Source organism: Frigoribacterium sp. CFBP 13712 (assembly GCF_014842255.1).
Classification (GTDB): Bacteria; Actinomycetota; Actinomycetes; order Actinomycetales; family Microbacteriaceae; genus Frigoribacterium.
This window is the reverse complement of the sequence record NZ_JACYVH010000001.1, coordinates 55,808-74,334: the sequence shown is the minus strand read 5'-3', so window position 1 is coordinate 74,334 and position 18,527 is coordinate 55,808. Positions and strand designations below refer to the sequence as shown.

The window sequence follows — 18,527 nt, the reverse complement described above, 5'->3', positions numbered from 1 at the left end:
GAACGGTGCACGAGGTCGGTGCGCACCGCGCCCGCGGCGCCCTCGATCGACGTCCAGCACCATGTCGCGACGACGTCGCGAATCGCAGAAGGAGAACCGTTGCTCGCCACCGAGGTCACAGAAGCACTGCCCGGGGGATCATCACTGCTCAGGAACGAGCCGGTCCAGGCCCGGAGCTCCGCGCGCCTCACGGGGCTGCTCGACGCCGCGGCGTCGATCATCGACGAGATCGGTTACGAGCGCCTGACCACCGCCATGGTCGCCGAGCGCGCGGGCGCCTCGATCGGCACCGTCTACCGGTACTTCCCCGACCGCATCGCCGTGGTCGACGCCCTCGCACTCCGCTGCATCCAGCGCCTCACGGCGACGGTCGCCGAGCGGGTGGCCGACCCCGACATCGTCGACTGGCGTCGTGCCATCGAGGCGCTCATCGACGCCAAGGCCGAGATGTACCGCGACGAGCCCGGGTTCCGCGCCATCAGGTTCGGCGACGCTCCCGACCTCGGCGCGCCGCACGAGGCGCCCGCGGGCAGCCCTCTGGCCGATCGAATCACGAGTCTGCTGGTCGACCGCTTCGGGGTCGTCCGCGACGCCGAGACCGAGCTGGCGGTCGAGGTCGTCGTCGAGATCGGCAACTCCCTCCTCGCCCGGGCGTTCGTGTCCGGCGGCGACGGCGACCCGCGCTTCATCGACGAGTGCCGACGCGTCGTCGTGGCCTACCTCGAGCCGGTGCTCGCCGTCCGCTGATCCGAGCGGTCACCCTGATCGGTCGCTCCGGGCGCTGACTCCGGGCGCTCGCCGCGGGCGGTCATTCCGAGGGGGCGTCGTCGGGGGCGGACATGTGCCGCTCCTCCCGAGCGTGCACGATCCTCTTGACGACGACCACGACCACGCCGAAGACGACGATCACCGCGACGAAGAGGTAGCCGGCCCAGTGCAGCCGGTCGGCGATCTCCCGGTAGCCGCCCGCGGCGGCGGCACCGACCGAGACGTACGCCGTCGACCACAGGATGCACGCCGGGGCCGTCCAGGCCAGGAACGTCCGGTAGCGCATCGGGCTCATCCCGACCGTCAGCGGGATGAGCGAATGCAGCACCGGTAAGAAGCGCGAGACGAACACGGCGACCCCGCCGCGACGCGCCAGGTAGTTCTCGGCCCGGACCCAGTTGCGCTCGCCGAGGCGCCGCCCGACCGCACTGCGGCGGATCGCGGGGCCGAAGCGCCGACCCAGGGCGAACCCCACGCTCTCGCCGATCAGAGCCCCGGTCACGAGCGCCAGCACCAGCGCGACGAACTCGAACGGCGTCGCGACCGCCGTGGCCGACACGATCGCCACGGTGTCGCCCGGCACGACGAGTCCGAGCAGCACCGAGGTCTCGAGCACCATGGCGAGACCGGCGAGGAGGGTCCGCAGCACCGGATCGACCGATTGGACGAGGTCGAGGAGGCTGCCGAGGAGGTCGTTCACGAGCTCGATCCTATTCACAGCCGTTCGGCAGCGACCAGAACCGCTAAGCGACACCTGTTGTGTAACTGGGGACGCATACTGTCTCTGTGAACGACCTCCTCGACCCGCTCCTCCTCTCGCGGTGGCAGTTCGGTCTGACGACGATCTACCACTTCCTCTTCGTGCCCCTGACGATCGGCATGGCCTTCACGGTCGCGGTCTTCCAGACGGCATGGGTGCGCACCGGGAAGCTGCACTATCTGCAGCTCACCCGGTTCTTCGGCAAGATCTTCCTGATCAACTTCGCCATGGGCGTCGTGACCGGAATCGTGCAGGAGTTCCAGTTCGGCATGAACTGGTCCGACTACTCGAGGTTCGTCGGCGACGTCTTCGGGGCGCCGCTCGCCCTCGAGGGTCTGCTCGCGTTCTTCCTCGAGGCGACCTTCATCGGCATCTGGATCTTCGGCTGGGACAAGGTCCCGAAGAAGCTCCACCTGGCGAGCATCTGGGGTGCCACCGTCGGCAGCATCCTGTCGGCCTACTTCATCATCGCCGCGAACGCGTTCATGCAGAACCCCGTCGGTTACGCGATCAACGAGGAGAAGGGCCGGGCCGAGCTCACCAGCCTCTGGGAGGTCCTCACCAACAAGGTCGCCCTCGCCGCGTTCCCCCACACGATCTTCGCCTGCTTCATGGTGTCGGCCGCGGTCATCGTCGCGGTGGCCGCCTGGCACCTCTCGCGCAACCAGAACCTCGAGACCATGCGGCCCGCGCTGCGCTTCGGTCTCTGGACGATGGTCGCCGCCGGCGCCCTCACCGTCCTCACCGGTGACCAGCTCGGCCTCGCCATGGTCGAGACCCAGCCGATGAAGATGGCGGCCGCCGAGGCGCTCTACAAGACCTCGACCGGTGCCGACGCCTCGTTCTCGATCTTCACCCTCGGCACGCCCGACGGGGTGCACGAGCTGTTCAGCATCCGGGTCCCGTACCTCCTGAGCTTCCTGTCGACGCACACGTTCGACGGCACGGTCGAGGGCATCAACGACCTGCAGGCGCAGTACGTGCAGCTCTACGGCCCCGGCGACTACACGCCGATCATCTGGGTGACCTACTGGTCGTTCCGCTGGATGATGGGCCTCGGCATGGTCGCCATCCTCATCTCCCTCGTCGGCCTCTGGGTGACCCGCAAGGGCCGCCTCCCGGTCAACCGCTGGGTGTGGCGCGCGGCCGTCTGGTCGTACCCCCTCCCGTTGATGGCGATGATCGTCGGCTGGGTCTTCACCGAGATGGGACGACAGCCCTGGCTGGTCTTCGGGCTGCTGAAGACCGAGGACGGCGTCTCGCCCAACGTGACCGGTCTGACCGTGCTCATCTCGCTGATCGCGTTCACGCTCATCTACGGCAGCCTCGCGGTCGTCGAGTTCCGACTGATCGTCAAGGCCGCCCAGAAGGGGCCGGGCGAGGCGCCCGTGCCCGACCCCGAATCCGGCGAGATCCGCCACGAAGCGACGGTGTACTGATGGACCTCCCCACCCTCTGGTTCCTGCTGCTCGCGTTCTTCTTCGTCGGCTACTTCGTGCTCGACGGGTTCGACTTCGGCGTGGGCATGTCGTTGCCGTTCCTCGGCAGGGACGACACCGACCGTCGGGTGCTGATCAACACGATCGGCCCCGTCTGGGATCTGAACGAGACCTGGGTCATCGTGGCCGGCGCGTTCATGTTCGCGGCGTTCCCCGAGTGGTACGCGACCCTGTTCAGCGGCTTCTACCTGCTCCTGCTGCTGATCCTGCTGGCGCTCATCGCCCGCGGCGTCTCGTTCGAGTACCGCCACCAGCGCCCCGAGGCCGCCTGGAAGCGCCGCTTCGACCTGATGATCACCGTCGGCTCGGCCGTGCCCGCCTTCGTCTGGGGACTCGTCTTCGCCAACGTCGTCCGCGGGGTGCCGCTCGACGAGGGGTTCAACTACACGGGCGGCCTGACCGATCTGCTCAACCCCTACGCTCTGCTCGGCGGCCTCGCGACCCTCCTGCTCTTCTTCACCCACGGCGTGGTCTTCGTCTCGCTGAAGACCGAGGGCGAGATCCGCGAGCGTGCACGGCGACTCGCGGTGCGGGCCGGGCTGGTCACGATCGTCGTCGCCGCGTCGTTCCTGGTGATCACGACGCTGATGCACGGTACGGTCGCGTCGGCCGTGCTCTCCGCGGCGGCCGCGGTGACCCTCATCGCCTCGTTCGCCGCCAACCTCCGGGGGCGCGAGGGGCGGGCGTTCGCCCTGATGGCCGTGACCATCGCGTTCGCCGTGGCGAGCCTGTTCGCCGCCCTGTTCCCCGCCGTCATGCCGGCCAGCAACGACCCCGCGAACAGCCTCACCATCGCGAACGCGGCGAGCTCCGACTACACCCTCACCGTGATGAGCTGGGTCGCCCTCGTCTTCGTGCCGCTCATCCTCGGCTACCAGGGGTTCACGTACTGGATCTTCCGCAAGAGGATCAGCCGCGCGACGATCCCGGCCGCCTCGTGAGCCGACGACCGTGAAGCCGCTCGACCCGCGCCTCCTCGGCTACGCCGCCGCCGCCCGCACGTTCCTCGTGATCGGGGCGGTGCTCGGGGTCGTGCAGACGGCGTGCGTCATCGCGGTCGCCTGGTCCGCCTCCCGCTCGGTGGTCGCCGTCGTCGACGGCCGCGGCGCACCCGCCCTCACCGAGGCGCTCGTCGGGCTGGCGCTCGCCGTGATCGCCCGCTCGCTCGTCTCGTGGGCGCTCGAGGCCGTCGCCGCGCGGACGGCCGCCGTGGTGAAGAGCCAACTGCGCCGCCGCGTCGTCCGAGCCGTCACCGACCGGGGCCACGAGTGGCTCGCTCGCCGGAACTCGGCCCGGCTCGCCACCCTGATCGGCCCGGGCCTCGACGCGCTCGACGACTACTTCGCGAAGTACCTGCCGCAGCTGATCCTCACGGCGCTCAGCACCCCGCTCATCGTCGCCGTGATGGGCGCGAACGACTGGCTCTCCGCGCTCATCGTCGTCCTGACCCTGCCGCTGATCCCCGTCTTCATGGTGCTCATCGGCTGGACCACCCGCACCGCCCAGGCCCGGCAGTGGGATCGGCTCGCCGGTCTCGCCTCGTCGTTCCTGGACGCGGTGAACGGCCTGTCGACCCTCAAGGTCTTCGGCCGCGAGCGACGCCAGGTCGCCCGCATCGGCCGACTGACCGACGACTACCGGACGCAGACCATGTCGGTGCTCCGCGTGTCGTTCCTCAGCGGCTTCGCACTCGAGCTCGCCGCCTCGCTCTCCGTCGCCCTCGTGGCCGTGTCGATCGGCATCCGGCTCGTCGACGGGTCGCTCGGGCTGCCTGTCGCGCTGTTCGTGCTGCTGCTCGCCCCCGAGGCCTACCTGCCGCTGCGGCAGGTGGGGGCGAACTTCCACGCCGCCTCCGACGGCGTCGCCGCCGCGACGGAGGTCGTCGAGCTGCTCGACGACGCCGACCGGGAGACGACCTCCGCCAGTGGCGCCGCCGACCCCGCCCGCGCCTCCGCCCCCCTCGCCGCCGTCGGTCCGACCGACGCCCTCGTCGTCTCCGAGGTCTCCGTGCACCGAGGAGGCGCGCCCTCGTCCCCGACGACGTCGTTCGTCGCCCCCGTGGGCAGCCTCGTCGCGATCGTCGGACCGAGCGGCGCCGGGAAGACCTCGCTGCTCGCCGCCCTCCGGGGTGCGGTGCCGTCGGAGGGCGAGGCGCGCTGGCAGGATGCCGACCGCGCCCCCGCCCCGCACGAGATCGCCTGGTCGGGGCAGACCCCCGGTCTCGTCTCGGGCACCGTCGCCGACAACATCGCACTCGGCGACGAGGTCGACCCCGAGGCCGTGCTCGCGGCGCTCGCCGCCGCCGGCGGGCAGGGCATGGACCCCGCGGTCGAGCTGGGCGCGGGCGGCACGGGACTCTCCGGCGGGCAGGCGCAGCGGGTCGCGCTGGCCCGGGCCGTCTACCGGCTGCGGCGTCGCGGCGGCCGGCTGCTGCTCGTCGACGAGCCGTCGTCGGCGCTCGACCCCGTCACCGAGACCACGATGATCGACGGACTCGTCGACATCGCGCGCTCGGGCGTCGCCGTGATCGTCGTGACCCATCGGGCAGCCGTCCGCGATGCGGCCGACACCGTCGTGACCCTGTCCGCCCTCGACCGGAGCGCCCTCTCATGACGACCTCCCTGCTCCGCACCGCCCAGCCGACGGCGCGACGCTCGCTGTCCGGCATCGTCTTCGGCGTGCTGAGCGCCCTGAGCGCCATCGCGCTGCTCGCCGCGTCGGCGCACCTCATCACGCACGCCGCGGAGCAGCCGCCGATCCTCTTCCTCACGCTGTCGATGGTGGGGGTGCGCGCGTTCGCCCTCGCGCGGGCGTTCTTCCGCTACCTCGAGCGGTTGGCGAGTCACGACGCCGCCTTCCGTCAGCTCGCGGTCGTGCGGACCGAGCTCTACCGCCGACTCGTGCGAATCGCCCCGGCGGGGCTCGGCGGCACCGACCGCGGCGATCTGCTCTCGCGGATGGTCAGCGACGTCGACGCGCTGCAGGACCTCCCTCTCCGCGTCGTCCAGCCGCTGATCGTGTCCGGTGTCGCGTCGGCCGTGTCCGTCGCCGGTGTGGCCTTCTTCTCGCCCCGGGCCGCGCTCGTGCTCGCCGCCGGGCTCGCCGTCGCCTTCGTCGTCGGCTGCGCGGCGGCGGACGCCCTGGCGCGTCGCAGCGAACGCGCACTCGCCGACCGACGGGGCGCGCTCTCGGGCGCCGTGCTCGACACCGTGCAGAACCTCGACGTGCTGACGGCCTTCGACGCCCTCGACGGTCAGCTCGACCGGGTCGCCCGGCTCGACGACGACCTGCGGCGGGCGGCCCGCCGCCGGGCCACCTCGACCGGGGTGGTCGCGGCGCTGATGTCGCTGCTGTCGGGCGCCACCGTCTTCGCGACCATCGTCGTGGCGGCGCCGACGGTGGCGGGCGGCGACCTCTCGGGGCCCTCCTTCGCCCTGGTCGCGCTGGTGCCGTTGGCCGTGTTCGAGATCGTCGGCTCGGTGCCCACGGCCGTGCTCGCCTGGCGTCGGGTGCGGGCCAGCGGGGAGCGTCTCGAGTCGGCGGTCCCGGCCGTCGCCCCCGCGGGCGTCGTCGTCGACGAGGTGCCGAGGGGCGACGAGCCCGCCGCGGTCGGCGGGGCCGACGTGGTCGACGCGGCCTCGGCCCGGCTGCCGCTGCCGCCCGCGGGCGGCACCGCCCTCCGCCTCGCGGCCCTGTCGGCGGCCTGGCCCGGGTCGACCTCGCCGGCGCTCGACACCGTCGACCTCGACCTCCGGGTCGGCGAGCGGGTCGTCGTCGAGGGACCGAGCGGGGCGGGCAAGAGCACGCTGGCCGCCGTGCTGGCGAGGTTCCTCGACCACCGGGGTCGCTACGAGGTCGGCGGCGTCGACGCGTCGACGGTCCCGGCCGACCGGGTGCGGGCCACCGTCGGCCTGATCGAGCAGGCGCCCTACCTCTTCGACGAGTCCGTCCGCCAGAATCTGCTCTTCGCCAGGGACTCCGCCACAGACGACGACCTCTGGGCCGTGCTCGACCGGGTCGACCTCGCCGACTGGGTGCGGGCCCGCGGCGGCCTCGACGCCCGACTCGGTGAACGCGGCGCCCTGGTGTCCGGCGGTCAGGCGCAGCGGATCTCGCTGGCCAGGGCCCTGCTGCACGGGTTCCCGGTGCTCGTGCTCGACGAGCCGACGGCCGGGCTCGACGCCGACCTGGCCGAGCGTCTCGTCGCCGACGTGCTCGCGACGGCACAGCAGGAGGGCACGACCGTGCTGCTCATCTCGCATGTGCCGGTCGACGACGCGCTCGTGACCCGTCGGGTCCGGGTCGAGGCGGGGCGGATCGTCGACGCGACCCGCGCCTCCTAGGCTCCATGCCTCCGTGCCTCAGGGCCCCCGGGCCTGAGCGCCTTCGCGCCTGCAGGGACGCCGTCAGACCGACGGCAGCGGACGGCGCAGGGCGTCGAGCCGCGACCGCCAGAGCGCCAGCCGACCGGGCTGCTCGGCGGGCGACGGGCCGTCGACCCAGCCGGTCGCGATGCGGATCCCGTGCAGAGCGCTCGTGGTCCAGACCTCGAAGCCGCTCAGCTCGTCGGGTCGCGCGTGCTCGTGCAGCACGTCGACGCCCATCACCGCAGCGAGGGTGGCCAGAGTCCGCACGGTGACGCCCGGCAGACGCGGCAGATCGTCGGACGGCAGGCAGAGGGCGTCGCCGCGCCACCAGACGATCGAGCTCCACGCCCCGTCGACGACATGACCGTCTCCGCTCAGGACGACCGCCTCGTCGGCTCCCCGCGAGCGGGCCTCGTCGCGCACCCGGCCGAGCGCCATGAGATCGGGCCCCTTGACGAGCGGGCTGACCCGCGGGTCGTGGGCCGCCGTCGCCAGCACCACGGTCGCGCTCGCCGGGGGAGCCGGCCGCAGCCGCAGTCGCAGGGCGACCGAGGAGGCGCGGGTCGAGTCGGCCCCGCCCGTCGTGTCGGCCCCGCCGGTCGCGTCGTCCCCGGCCGCCACCAGCTCGACCCGGGGGAACCACCGGCCCGTGCGCGGCAGCCGGGCGACCACGGCCGTCCAGAACGCGTCGACGTCGTCCGGGGTCGGCCGACCGGTCATCCCGGCCGTCGCGGCGTCCACCGACCCGGCGAACCGCTCGCGGTGCACGTCGAGGGCCCGGACGCGACCTTCGTCGACCAGCCAGGAGTCTGCGACCAGCAGCGTCGGCTCGATCACACCGGTGTCGGCCTCATCGACGCCGTCGGCACCCCGTCGGGCGTCGGGCAGGGGCTCGAGGAGTCCGCCGCGCCAGAGGAGGGTCGTCGCGGTGCTCATACACTCAAGGCTATGCGTCCTCCGGTGGTCCGTGCGCCGCTCGAGTGGCGCGACCCAGAACTCGTGGTGTCGTGTCTCGCGACCGAGGGAGACGTGGTCTGGATCGACGCCGGGCTCGACGCCGCGACCGGTCGATCGGTCCTGGCGTGGGGCGAGGCCGTGACCGCCTCCGCGTCCGGCGGTCGCCTCGACGCGGTCTGGTCGGCGCTGCACGACGACCTCTCCGCGCCGAGAGCCGACGCGGATCCGCTCGGCTGGGCCGGCTGGCTCGGCTACGGGGTCGGCCTCTGGCTGCTCGACCGCGACGGCGGACTCGGTCGCGGGGCGCACCCCGTGAACGACGCGGGCGAACGCGCCGACGGCACCGCGCCTCCTGATCTCGCCCTGCTCCGCACCGACCGGGCGCTCGTCTTCGATCACGCGCTCCGCACGGTCGAGGCCGTCAGCACCGCCGCGCCCGACTGGCTCGAGGGCGTCGTCGCCCGGTGGGACGACCTGGAGGCCGAGGAGGCGCGGCTCGAGACCGCCCCGCACCGCGCCTCCTCGACGCACCCCCGCTGGGATCACGACGCCGAGTCGTACCTCGCGCTCGTGGCCCGCTGCCAGGAGGCGATCGTCGCCGGCGAGGCGTACGTGCTCTGCCCCACGACCCGGGTCGCGGTCGACGGAGCCGTCGACGATCTGGCGGTCTACCGGCGCCTCCGACGGACCTCGGCCGCCCCGCGCGCGTCGTTCGTGCGGATCGGCGGGACCTCGGTGCTGGGCGCGTCGCCCGAGGCCTTCGTCGAGGTCTCGGCCGACGGCACGGTCTCGTCGTCGCCGATCAAGGGCACCCGCCCGCGGGGGCGCGACGCGCTCGCCGACGCGGAGCTGTCCGACGAGCTCGCGACGAGCGAGAAGGAGCTCGCCGAGAACCTGATGATCGTCGACCTCGTGCGGAACGACCTGACCCGCGTCTGCGCCCCCGGCAGCGTCGAGGTCGTCGAGCTCTTCGCCGTGCACTCGTACCCCGCGGTGCACCAGCTCGTCAGCACCGTGCGCGGGCGCCTGCGACCCGGGCTCACGGGGCTCGACGCCGTCGCCTCGATGTTCCCCGCGGGGTCGATGACCGGCGCGCCGAAGCGCCGCGCCGTCGAACTGCTGACGGCGTGGGAGGCGCGCCCCCGGGGGATCTACTCGGGCGCGATCGGCACGTTCGGACTCGACGGCACCGTCTCGCTGGCCATGGTGATCCGCTCGATCGTCGTCGACCGGGCCGGAGCGGGCGGCGCCGGCACGGCGACCGTCGGCGTCGGCGGGGGAGTGACGTCGGCGTCGGTGCCCCGCGCCGAGTGGGACGAGGTGGGGGTGAAGGCGGCCGCCCTGCTGGCGGTGCTGGCGGACGGGCCGACCCGCGCCTCCTGAGCTCCCCCTCCTGTGCCGGCCTGAGGGCGGCTTCCCCAGCGGCGGATCCGGGTTCGGCGGACGGCGGGCCGGTCATCTACGCTAGATCGTCGGGTCGCCGTGCCCGCACGTCGACGTGCGCTGCAGCAGGTGCGTCCCTCCCCAGGAATGAATGAGAGTCCCGTGGCACACGAGCACGACAACACCGCGCCTTCCGAGAAGACCGCCGCCGGCGAGCGTCCGCCCCGCCCCGAAGAGGAGCGCGAGTACGACGTCGCGCGTCTGCAGCGCAAGTGGCAGGCCATCTGGGAGGAGGCGAAGCCGTTCGCCGTCGACCCCGACGACAAGCGCCCGCGCAAGTACATCCTCGACATGTTCCCGTACCCGTCGGGCGACCTGCACATGGGGCACGCCGAGGGCTACGCGCTCGGCGACGTGATCGCGCGCTACTGGCGTCAGCAGGGCTTCAACGTGCTGCACCCGATCGGGTGGGACAGCTTCGGCCTGCCGGCCGAGAACGCGGCCATCAAGCGCGGCGTCGACCCCCGCGAGTGGACCTACGCGAACATCGAGCAGCAGAAGCAGAGCATGAAGCTCTACGCGCCCTCGTTCGACTGGGACCGCGTGCTGCACACCAGCGACCCCGAGTACTACAAGTGGAACCAGTGGCTGTTCCTCAAGATGTACGAGAAGGGCCTCGCCTACCGCAAGGACAGCTGGGTCAACTGGGACCCTGTGGACCAGACCGTGCTCGCGAACGAGCAGGTGCTGGCCGACGGCACGAGCGAGCGTTCGGGCGCCGTCGTCGTCAAGAAGAAGCTGACGCAGTGGTACTTCAAGATCACCGACTACGCCGACCGTCTGCTCGACGACCTGAACCAGCTCGAGGGCCGCTGGCCGTCGAAGGTGCTGAACATGCAGCGCAACTGGATCGGCCGCTCGGTCGGTGCCGACGTGCACTTCGAGATCGAGGGGCGTGACGAGCGGGTCACGGTCTTCACCACCCGACCCGACACGCTCTACGGCGCGACCTTCATGGTCGTCGCCCCCGACTCGGACCTCGCCGCCGAGCTCGTGGCCGACGCCACGGACGACGTGCGCCAGCGCTTCGCCGAGTACCTGACCGCCGTTCAGAAGACGACCGAGATCGAGCGTCAGTCGACCGACCGCCCCAAGACCGGCGTGCCGCTCGGGCGCGTCGCGGTCAACCCGCTGACCGGCGACCCGATGCCCGTCTGGGCGGCCGACTACGTGCTGGCCGACTACGGGCACGGCGCCGTCATGGCCGTGCCGGCCCACGACCAGCGCGACCTCGACTTCGCCATCGAGTACGACCTGCCCGTGCGCGTCGTCGTCGACACGAACGCCCCGGTGACCGGTGTCATCCCGAAGCTCGAGCTCGACGCCGACGGTCAGGCGATCCTGCCCGACGACCTGCCCGAGCTGAACCCGCGCGAGACGGGGGTCGCGCTCGCGGGCGACGGCCGCCTGATGAACTCCGGTCCGTTGACCGGGCTCAGCAAGTCGAACGCGATCAAGCGCGTGATCGAGCTGCTCGAGGCCTCGGGCGCCGGCAAGGGCGCCAAGACCTACCGTCTGCGCGACTGGCTCATCTCGCGTCAGCGCTTCTGGGGCACGCCGATCCCGATCGTGCACGGCGCCGACGGCACCGAGATCCCGGTGCCCGAAGACCAGCTGCCGGTGCTGCTGCCGCCCACCGAGGGTCTCGACCTGAAGCCCAAGGGCAGCTCGCCGCTCGGCGCGGCCACCGACTGGGTGAACGTGCCGAACCCGATCGACGGCACCCCGGCGAAGCGCGACGCCGACACGATGGACACCTTCGTCGACAGCTCGTGGTACTTCCTGCGGTTCCTCAGCCCGACCGACGCCGACCGCGCCTTCGATCCCGCCGTCGTCAACCGCTGGGCGCCCGTCGATCAGTACGTCGGGGGCGTCGAGCACGCGATCCTGCACCTGCTCTACGCGCGCTTCATCACGAAGGTGCTGTTCGACCTCGGTCACCTCGACTTCACCGAGCCGTTCAGCGCGCTGCTGAACCAGGGCATGGTGCTGCAAGACGGCGCGAAGATGAGCAAGAGCAAGGGCAACCTCGTCACGCTCTCCGAAGAGGTCGAGAAGCACGGCGTCGACGCGATCCGCCTGACCATGGCGTTCGCCGGCCCGCCGGAGGACGACATCGACTGGGCGGACGTCTCGCCCGCCGGCTCGGCGAAGTTCCTGGCCCGGGCGTTCCGGCTCTCCGGCGAGGTGTCGAGCCCTCGCGACGTGGTCTGGGCCGACGGCGACCAGGCGCTGCGCCGGGTCACCCACCGGTTCCTGGCCGAGGCGCCGGGGCTGACCGAGGCGTTCAAGTTCAACGTCGTCGTCGCCCGCCTGATGGAGCTGGTCAACGCGATCCGCAAGGTCGTCGACTCGGGTGCCGGTGCGGGCGACCCGGCGGTCCGCGAGGCCGTCGAGACCGTGACCCTGGGGCTCTCGCTGTTCGCGCCCTACACGGCGTCCGAGATGTGGGAGAAGCTCGGCTACGACGGCGTCTCCGTCGCGAAGCACGGCTGGCGGAAGGCCGACCCGACGCTGCTCGTCGAGACGAGCGTCACCGCCGTCGTGCAGGTGAACGGCAAGGTGCGCGATCGCCTCGAGGTGTCGCCGAAGATCGCTTCGGAAGAGCTCGAGGCATTGGCCCGGGCCTCGGCCGCCGTGCAGCGCTCGATCGGCGAGAAGGAGATCGTGAACGTCATCGTGCGCGCGCCGCGACTGGTGAACATCGCGGTGAAGTGACCTCCCGGGGGCGNTCGGGCGGCTCGTAGCCTGCCGCCATGACCGTCTCGTTCAGCACCGCACCCGACCCGTCGCGGGGGCCGCGCTGGCGGACGGGGGTCGGGGCGGCGGTCGTGCTCGTGCTCGCCGCGCTGGTCGTGACCGTCGTGGTGTCGGCCCTCTCGACCGCAGGAGGCGCGGGGACGACCACGATCACCTCGCCTCCGTCGACCGGTGCGTCGTCCGACCCGGGTGCGCCCGGCGGGGCGGGGGCGTCGGCCGGCGACGCGGACGGCGCGCTGTTCGTGCACGTGCACGGCGCCGTCGTCTCGCCCGGTCTCTACGAGCTGGCGGCGGGGGCGAGGGTCGTCGACGTCGTGGCCGCCGCCGGCGGGTTCGCCGACGGCGCCGACCAGGCGGGGGTCAACCTGGCGCGACCGCTCGTCGACGGCGAGCAGCTGCGGGTGCCGGCCGTGGGGGAGCCCGCGGCGGCCGTGGGGGACGGCGGCGGGGGAGCGGCGGGTGCCGGCGGGGCCGCGGGCGGAGCGGGTGTCGGCGGGGCGGGTGCCGGTGGTGCCGCGGCCGTCGACCTCAACCTCGCCGACGACGCCGCGCTGCAGACCCTGCCCGGGGTGGGCCCGGCGACGGCCGCGGCGATCCTCGACTGGCGGGAGCAGAACGGCGCCTTCCGTTCCGTCGACGATCTGCTCGGCGTCCCCGGCATCGGCGAGAAGACCCTCGAGAAGCTGCGTCCGCAGGTGACGGTGTGATCGACGAGCGGCCCGTGCTCGACGTACGCTGGGCGCTGCCCGCCGCCGTCGGGTGGATCGCGCTGGTCGTCCTGCTGCCGAGCCCCGACCGGCTCGGTCTCGCGGCCGCGGTGGCGGGGGCCGTCTCGCTCGCGGCGCTCGTCGCGGCCCGCACGTGGTCGCGCGGCGGGCGGTCGTCCTCCTCGCGGGCGGTGGGTGCCGCGACCGCCGTGGCCGTGAGCGTCGGCCTGGCCGGCCTCCTGCTCGCCGGCGCCGCCGTCCGTCACGACGTCCGGTACCCGCCCGAGCTCACCGCCCTCGTCGGGCACACGGTCGAGCTCGACGCCACGGCGTCCGAGCGACTGACGGCGGCGTCGCAGGTCGCGTCCCTCGACGTCCGGTCGGTGACGAGCGGCGAGCGGATGTGGCAGGGGCGCGTCTCGATGCTGGTGCTGGCGCCTCGGGTCTCCGGCGCCGTCGAGGTGGGGCAGCGCGTCGCGCTCCGGGCGACGGTGCTGCCCGTCGAGCCGGGTGGCGACGCCGCGTTCGTGGTCGCGGCGCGGGGCGAGCTGCGACCCGGGGCGCCCGCCTCGGGAGCGGCCGGGCGGGCGGAGGCGATGCGCGCCTCCTTCCGAGCCGTCGCAGCGGATCTGCCGGGCGACGGCGGTGCACTGCTGCCCGGCCTGACGATCGGCGACACCTCGGCCGTGCCCGACGACCTGCGAGACGCGATGCGCACGTCGTCGCTCTCGCACCTCACGGCGGTGTCGGGCTCGAACTGCGCGGTGCTCGTGGCGCTGACCATGCTGGTCGGCGGCGCGCTCGGGGTGCCTCGGGCGGTGCGGGTCGTCGCGGCGTCCGTCGTGCTGCTCGCGTTCCTCGTGCTGGTGACCCCCGATGCGAGCATCGTCCGGGCCACGGTGATGGCCCTCGTCGTGCTCGGGCACCTGGCCGGGTCGAGGCCCGTCTCGGGGCTTCCGGTCGTCGCCGTCGCGGTGACGGGCATGCTGATGGCCGACCCGTGGATCTCCCGCGACATCGGGTTCGCGCTGTCGGTGCTCGCGACGGCGGGTCTGGTCGTGCTCGCGGCGCCGCTGGCCCGTCTGCTCGCCCGGGTGATGCCCGAACCGCTCGCCCTCGTGCTGGCCGTGCCGATCGCGGCTCAGCTCGCCTGCGGCCCGGTGCTGCTCCTCCTCGACCCCGGGCTGCCTCTGCACGGCGTGGCGGCCAACGTGCTCGCCGAGCCCGCCGCTCCGGTGGCGACCGTCCTCGGGCTGCTGGTCTGCGTGCTGGCGGGGTGGGCGCCGGGGGCGGCCGGTCTCGTGGCCGGGGTGGCCTGGGCTCCGGCCTCGTGGGTCGCGGCGGTCGCCCGCTCCGTCGCCGACTGGCCGGCGGCCCGGGTGGAGTGGGGGCAGGGGGTCGTGGCCGTCGGGCTGCTCGCGACCCTGACCGGGCTCGTCGTCGTGCTCGTGCTCGCGGGGCGGCGGAGCAGGGCGCGCCGGGTCGCCGCCGCGGGGCTGGTCGGCGTCGTGGTGATCGCCGGAGGCGCGGTGCTGGGATCGGGGATCGGCTCCCGCGGCAGCATCCCCGACGACTGGACCGTCGCGCAGTGCGACGTCGGGCAGGGGGACGCCGTGCTCGTCCGCAGTGCGGCGAGCGTCGCACTGATCGACACGGGCGACGACGAGGCGGCCCTCGACCGCTGCCTCGACCTGTTCGGTGTCGACCGCGTCGACCTGCTCGTGCTCACCCATTTCGACACCGATCACGTGGGGGCCGTCGCGGCCGTCGAGCGCCGCGTCGACGCCGCGCTCGTCGGCCCGACCGGGCGGAGCGCCGACGAGCGCGTCGTCGAGCGGCTCGTCGCCGCCGGGGTCGAGGTCGTCGACACCCGGGCGGGCACCTCGGGCGTGCTGGGCGAGTCGAGCTGGGAGGTGCTGTGGCCGCCCCTCGAGGGTGCCTCGCCGCCGCCGGGCAACGACGCGAGTCTCGTCATGCGCTTTCGTCCGACGACTCACTGCCGAGCGGGGTGCCTCGATCTCGTGGCCCTCGGCGATCTCGGGGCGGAGGCTCAACGTCGGTTGTCCGCGACCGGTGGGCCGCCCGGGCGGGTCGACGTCGTGAAGGTGGCCCATCACGGTTCGGCCGATCAGGACCCCGCTCTCTACCGGTCGCTCGGCGCGTCCGTGGCGCTCGTCGGGGTGGGGGCCGACAACACCTACGGGCATCCGACCGACTCGCTGCTCGCCGTGCTCGACGAGACCGCGTCCGCCGTGGCCCGATCCGACCTGGACGGCTCGACGGCGGTGGTGGTCGACGACGGCGGGCTCCGTCTGTGGCGTGAGCGCGCCTCCTCGTCGGAGGCCTCGTCTACGCTGGTCGCGGCGTCCGTTCCGCATCCGGTCGCCGGAGGAGGACCGTGGCCGCGCGAGCGAGTGCCAAGCCGGCGAAGAAGACCGGTGTCGCCATCGATCAGGTCGGATGGGACAGAATCCGGCCCGCCGCCGTGATCCTCGTCAGCGGGCCCGAGCAGTTCCTGGCCGACCGCGCCGTGCGGCAGCTGCGCGATCAGCTCACCGCCGAAGACCCCAGTCTCGAGGTCAACGACCTCGAGGCCGATCACTACCAGCCGGGCGAGCTGATCACCCTCGCGAGCCCGTCGCTGTTCGCCGAGCCTCGTCTCATCCGTGTGGCCAACGTCGAGAAGTGCACCGACGCGTTCCTCACCGAGACCCTGCGGTACCTCGAATCGCCGGCCGACGACACCTACCTCGTGCTGCGGCACGGCGGGGGAGTGCGCGGCAAGAAGCTGCTCGACACGATCCGCGGCGGCACCGGCCAAGGGCTCGAGGTCGTCTGCGCCGAGCTGAAGAAGGACACCGAGAAGCTCGACTTCGCCGCCGCCGAGTTCGCGGCCGAACGTCGACGCGTCACCTCGGGGGCGCTGCGTGCGCTCGTCACGGCGTTCTCCGACGATCTCGCCGAGCTGGCCAGCGCCTGCCAGCAGCTCATCTCGGACGCGGCGGAGGAGATCACCGAGGCCACGGTCGAGAAGTACTACGAGGGGCGCGTCGAGACGAACTCGTTCAAGGTCGCCGACATGGCCGTCGCCGGGAGGCAGGGCGAGGCGCTCGTGCTGCTGCGCCACGCGCTCGCATCGGGCGCCGACCCGGTGCCCGTCGTCGCGGCCTTCGCGATGAAGATCCGCGGCATGGCCAAGGTGCACGGGGCCTACGGCCCGTCGGGTCAGCTCGCGTCGCGACTCGGCATGGCGCCGTGGCAGGTCGAGCGGGCCCAGCGGGAGGTGCGGGGCTGGAGCGAGGACGGCCTCGGGCGCTGCATCGAGGTCGTCGCCGAGACCGATGCGGCCGTCAAGGGCGCCGAACGCGACGCCGTCTACGCGCTGGAGCGCATGGTCACGGTCATCTCGATGCGAGGCGACCGCCCCCGCTGACCCGCCCCCGCTGACCCGGCCCCGCTGACCCGGCCCCGCCCCTGTGGCCCCGCCTCGGCGGCGGTGCGGCCCCCGAGAACGACGAAGGCCCCGTCTCGATCGAGACGGGGCCTTCGTACGGGGGGAGCGACTCAGAGAGCGCCGACCTGCTTCGCGATCGACGACTTGCGGTTCGCGGCCTGGTTCTGGTGGATGACACCCTTGCTGGCGGCCTTGTCGAGCTTCTTCGACGCGACGAGGAGGGCCGAGGTGGCCTTGTCCTTGTCGCCGGCGGTGATCGCCTCGCGCGTCGCGCGGACGGCGGTCTTGAGCTCGCTCTTGACCGCGCGGTTGCGGTCCTGGGCCTTCTTGTTGGTGCCGATGCGCTTGATCTGCGACTTGATGTTTGCCACGTGAACTACTTTCTGGATTCTGTGTCTCGGACGGATGTGCGCCAGCCGAGCGACCGATCGACTCTCGTCGATCGACCCGGTGCTGCCGCCGGTGATGGCCACCGGAGCGGCTCTCGGCTGCGATCGCGTTCCGCCCGTGCAGACGTAACGCGTAAGCCAACAGGCAACGTTACCAGCAGGCGGCCCGAGTCTCAACGAACAGCCGTCGGGCGGCGCGCCGTGTCGTGCGTAGTACCGTGCCATCATGCCGCAGCTCGCCCCGCACATGACCTCCGTCCCCGCCTCCGGCATCCGTCGCGTCTTCGAGATCGCCGCGCAGCTCGACGACGTCGACATGCTCGTGATCGGCGAGCCCGACGTGCCGGTCGCCCGGCACATCGGCGACGCCGCCCGCCGGGCGTGGTCAGAAGACCGCACGAACTACACGCCGAACGGCGGCATCGCGCCGCTGCGCGAGGCGCTGGTCGCGAAGCTCGCCCGCGAGAACGACATCCACGTCGACGTCGAGCAGGTCTGGGTGACGATCGGCGGCACGCAGGCGCTGCACCAGACCATGGGGCTGCTGCTCGCCGCCGGCGACGAGGTGCTCGTGCCCGACCCGGGTTACACGACCTTCACGATGAACGCCCACATGCTCGACGCGGTCCCGGTGCCCTACACGCTCGCCCCCGCCGCCGACTTCGTGCCCGACAACGACGAGCTCGACCGGCTGGTCGGCGACCGGACGCGCGCGATCGTGGTCAACTCGCCCTCCAATCCGCTCGGCGTCGTGTACTCGGAAGAGACCCTGGTGCGCCTCCTCGACTTCGCCCGTCGGCACGACCTCTGGGTGATCAGCGACGAGGTCTACGAGTACTTCACCTACGGGTCGAAGCACGTCAGCCTCGCCTCGCTCGATCACGACGACCGCGTCTTCAGCGTCTTCTCGCTGAGCAAGACGTACGCCATGACCGGTGTCCGGGTCGGCTACCTCGTGACCCCGAAGGGGCTGGCCGACACGATGCGGACCGTGCAGGAGGCGCAGATCAGCTGCGTCGCCGAACCCGACCAGCACGCGGCCCTCGCCGCCGTCGTGGGCGATCATCAGCCGGTCGCCGACGCCCGCGACCACTACCGCCAGAACCTCGAGCTCGCGACCTCCCTGCTCGACGAGCGGGGCATCCGCTACCTCGAGCCGACCGGCGCCTTCTACCTGTGGATCGACATGTCGCACGCCTCCGGCGGGGACGTGGCCTCGTGGGCCGAGCGGCTGCTGCTGACCGAGCGCGTGGCCGTCGCACCGGGCAGCGCCTTCGGCCGGAGCGGCGAGGGCTGGATCCGCGTCTGCCTCGCGACGGAGCCCGAGGTGCTCACCCGCGGCCTGTCGAAGCTCCCGGCGCCGACCGCCTAGACCCGGTTTCCCGCCCCGGCGTGGGAGAATCGACGCGCCCCCCGCCCAACA

At 72.6% G+C, this 18,527-nt stretch carries 14 protein-coding genes; 11 read left to right on the top strand and 3 right to left on the bottom strand.

Features of this window, described 5'->3' with window-relative positions; translation table 11 throughout:
- The first annotated feature begins 99 nt into the window (after positions 1-99).
- Positions 100-747 (top strand): TetR/AcrR family transcriptional regulator, encoded by a 648-nt coding sequence (locus IFT51_RS00335; RefSeq protein WP_192057993.1) that lies wholly within the window; start codon positions 100-102, stop codon positions 745-747.
- 61 nt (positions 748-808) lie between these two features.
- Here the strand turns inward: IFT51_RS00335 and IFT51_RS00330 are convergent, their stop codons facing one another.
- The gene (locus tag IFT51_RS00330) at positions 809-1,468 is read right to left on the bottom strand and encodes a VTT domain-containing protein (RefSeq protein ID WP_192057991.1); all 660 of its coding nucleotides are present in this window, start codon (positions 1,466-1,468) and stop codon (positions 809-811) included.
- Positions 1,469-1,554: 86 nt separating this feature from the next.
- Here IFT51_RS00330 and IFT51_RS00325 point away from each other — a divergent pair, with 86 nt between their 5' ends.
- The 4 genes from IFT51_RS00325 to cydC are packed head-to-tail and all read left to right on the top strand — an operon-like array spanning position 1,555 to position 7,370.
- Positions 1,555-2,967 (top strand): cytochrome ubiquinol oxidase subunit I, encoded by a 1,413-nt coding sequence (locus IFT51_RS00325; RefSeq protein WP_192057989.1) that lies wholly within the window; start codon positions 1,555-1,557, stop codon positions 2,965-2,967.
- Complete coding sequence (gene cydB / locus IFT51_RS00320; RefSeq protein WP_192057987.1) at positions 2,967-3,968, top strand: cytochrome d ubiquinol oxidase subunit II; 1,002 nt, start codon at positions 2,967-2,969, stop codon at positions 3,966-3,968. Before IFT51_RS00325 ends, cydB begins: the two co-directional genes overlap by 1 nt.
- Before the next feature lie 10 nt (positions 3,969-3,978).
- Positions 3,979-5,640, top strand: coding sequence for a thiol reductant ABC exporter subunit CydD (cydD, locus tag IFT51_RS00315; protein ID WP_192057984.1), 1,662 nt, complete (start codon positions 3,979-3,981; stop codon positions 5,638-5,640).
- A complete protein-coding gene (gene cydC / locus IFT51_RS00310) occupies positions 5,637-7,370 on the top strand; it encodes a thiol reductant ABC exporter subunit CydC (protein ID WP_192057982.1) in 1,734 nt (577 codons plus the stop codon). Before cydD ends, cydC begins: the two co-directional genes overlap by 4 nt.
- A 63-nt stretch (positions 7,371-7,433) precedes the next feature.
- Here cydC and IFT51_RS00305 read toward each other — a convergent pair whose 3' ends face one another.
- Positions 7,434-8,330 (bottom strand): aminotransferase class IV, encoded by an 897-nt coding sequence (locus IFT51_RS00305; RefSeq protein WP_192057980.1) that lies wholly within the window; start codon positions 8,328-8,330, stop codon positions 7,434-7,436.
- A gap of 12 nt (positions 8,331-8,342) precedes the next feature.
- Here IFT51_RS00305 and IFT51_RS00300 point away from each other — a divergent pair, with 12 nt between their 5' ends.
- From IFT51_RS00300 to holA, 5 genes are all read left to right on the top strand, one after another.
- A complete protein-coding gene (locus tag IFT51_RS00300) occupies positions 8,343-9,734 on the top strand; it encodes an anthranilate synthase component I family protein (RefSeq protein WP_192057978.1) in 1,392 nt (463 codons plus the stop codon).
- Between the two features lie 147 nt (positions 9,735-9,881).
- Positions 9,882-12,512, top strand: a complete 2,631-nt coding sequence (leuS, locus tag IFT51_RS00295) for a leucine--tRNA ligase (RefSeq protein ID WP_192057976.1) — start codon at positions 9,882-9,884, stop codon at positions 12,510-12,512.
- Between the two features lie 38 nt (positions 12,513-12,550).
- Positions 12,551-13,261 carry a ComEA family DNA-binding protein gene (locus IFT51_RS00290; RefSeq protein ID WP_192057974.1) on the top strand — a complete coding sequence of 237 codons (711 nt, stop codon included), beginning with the start codon at positions 12,551-12,553 and terminating at the stop codon, positions 13,259-13,261.
- Positions 13,262-13,275: 14 nt separating this feature from the next.
- Complete coding sequence (locus IFT51_RS00285; RefSeq protein ID WP_192057972.1) at positions 13,276-15,750, top strand: ComEC/Rec2 family competence protein; 2,475 nt, start codon at positions 13,276-13,278, stop codon at positions 15,748-15,750.
- Positions 15,660-16,694 (top strand): DNA polymerase III subunit delta, encoded by a 1,035-nt coding sequence (gene holA, locus IFT51_RS00280; RefSeq protein WP_192057969.1) that lies wholly within the window; start codon positions 15,660-15,662, stop codon positions 16,692-16,694. Before IFT51_RS00285 ends, holA begins: the two co-directional genes overlap by 91 nt.
- 131 nt (positions 16,695-16,825) lie before the next feature.
- Here the strand turns inward: holA and rpsT are convergent, their stop codons facing one another.
- Positions 16,826-17,086, bottom strand: a complete 261-nt coding sequence (gene rpsT, locus IFT51_RS00275) for a 30S ribosomal protein S20 (protein WP_192057967.1) — start codon at positions 17,084-17,086, stop codon at positions 16,826-16,828.
- Between the two features lie 244 nt (positions 17,087-17,330).
- Between rpsT and IFT51_RS00270 the strand changes: the two genes are divergently transcribed.
- Positions 17,331-18,476, top strand: coding sequence for a pyridoxal phosphate-dependent aminotransferase (locus IFT51_RS00270; RefSeq protein WP_192057965.1), 1,146 nt, complete (start codon positions 17,331-17,333; stop codon positions 18,474-18,476).
- Positions 18,477-18,527 lie beyond the last annotated feature (51 nt).

Excerpts from the sequence above, each read along its gene's own strand:
- cydB (WP_192057987.1), top strand. The coding sequence starts at position 2,967 with ATGGACCTCCCCACCCTCTGGTTCCTGCTGCTCGCGTTCTTCTTCGTC.
- IFT51_RS00300 (WP_192057978.1), top strand. The coding sequence starts at position 8,343 with ATGCGTCCTCCGGTGGTCCGTGCGCCGCTCGAGTGGCGCGACCCAGAA.
- IFT51_RS00305 (WP_192057980.1), bottom strand. The coding sequence starts at position 8,330 with ATGAGCACCGCGACGACCCTCCTCTGGCGCGGCGGACTCCTCGAGCCC.
- leuS (WP_192057976.1), top strand. The coding sequence starts at position 9,882 with ATGAATGAGAGTCCCGTGGCACACGAGCACGACAACACCGCGCCTTCC.
- IFT51_RS00270 (WP_192057965.1), top strand. The coding sequence starts at position 17,331 with ATGCCGCAGCTCGCCCCGCACATGACCTCCGTCCCCGCCTCCGGCATC.
- IFT51_RS00290 (WP_192057974.1), top strand. The coding sequence starts at position 12,551 with ATGACCGTCTCGTTCAGCACCGCACCCGACCCGTCGCGGGGGCCGCGC.
- cydC (WP_192057982.1), top strand. The coding sequence starts at position 5,637 with ATGACGACCTCCCTGCTCCGCACCGCCCAGCCGACGGCGCGACGCTCG.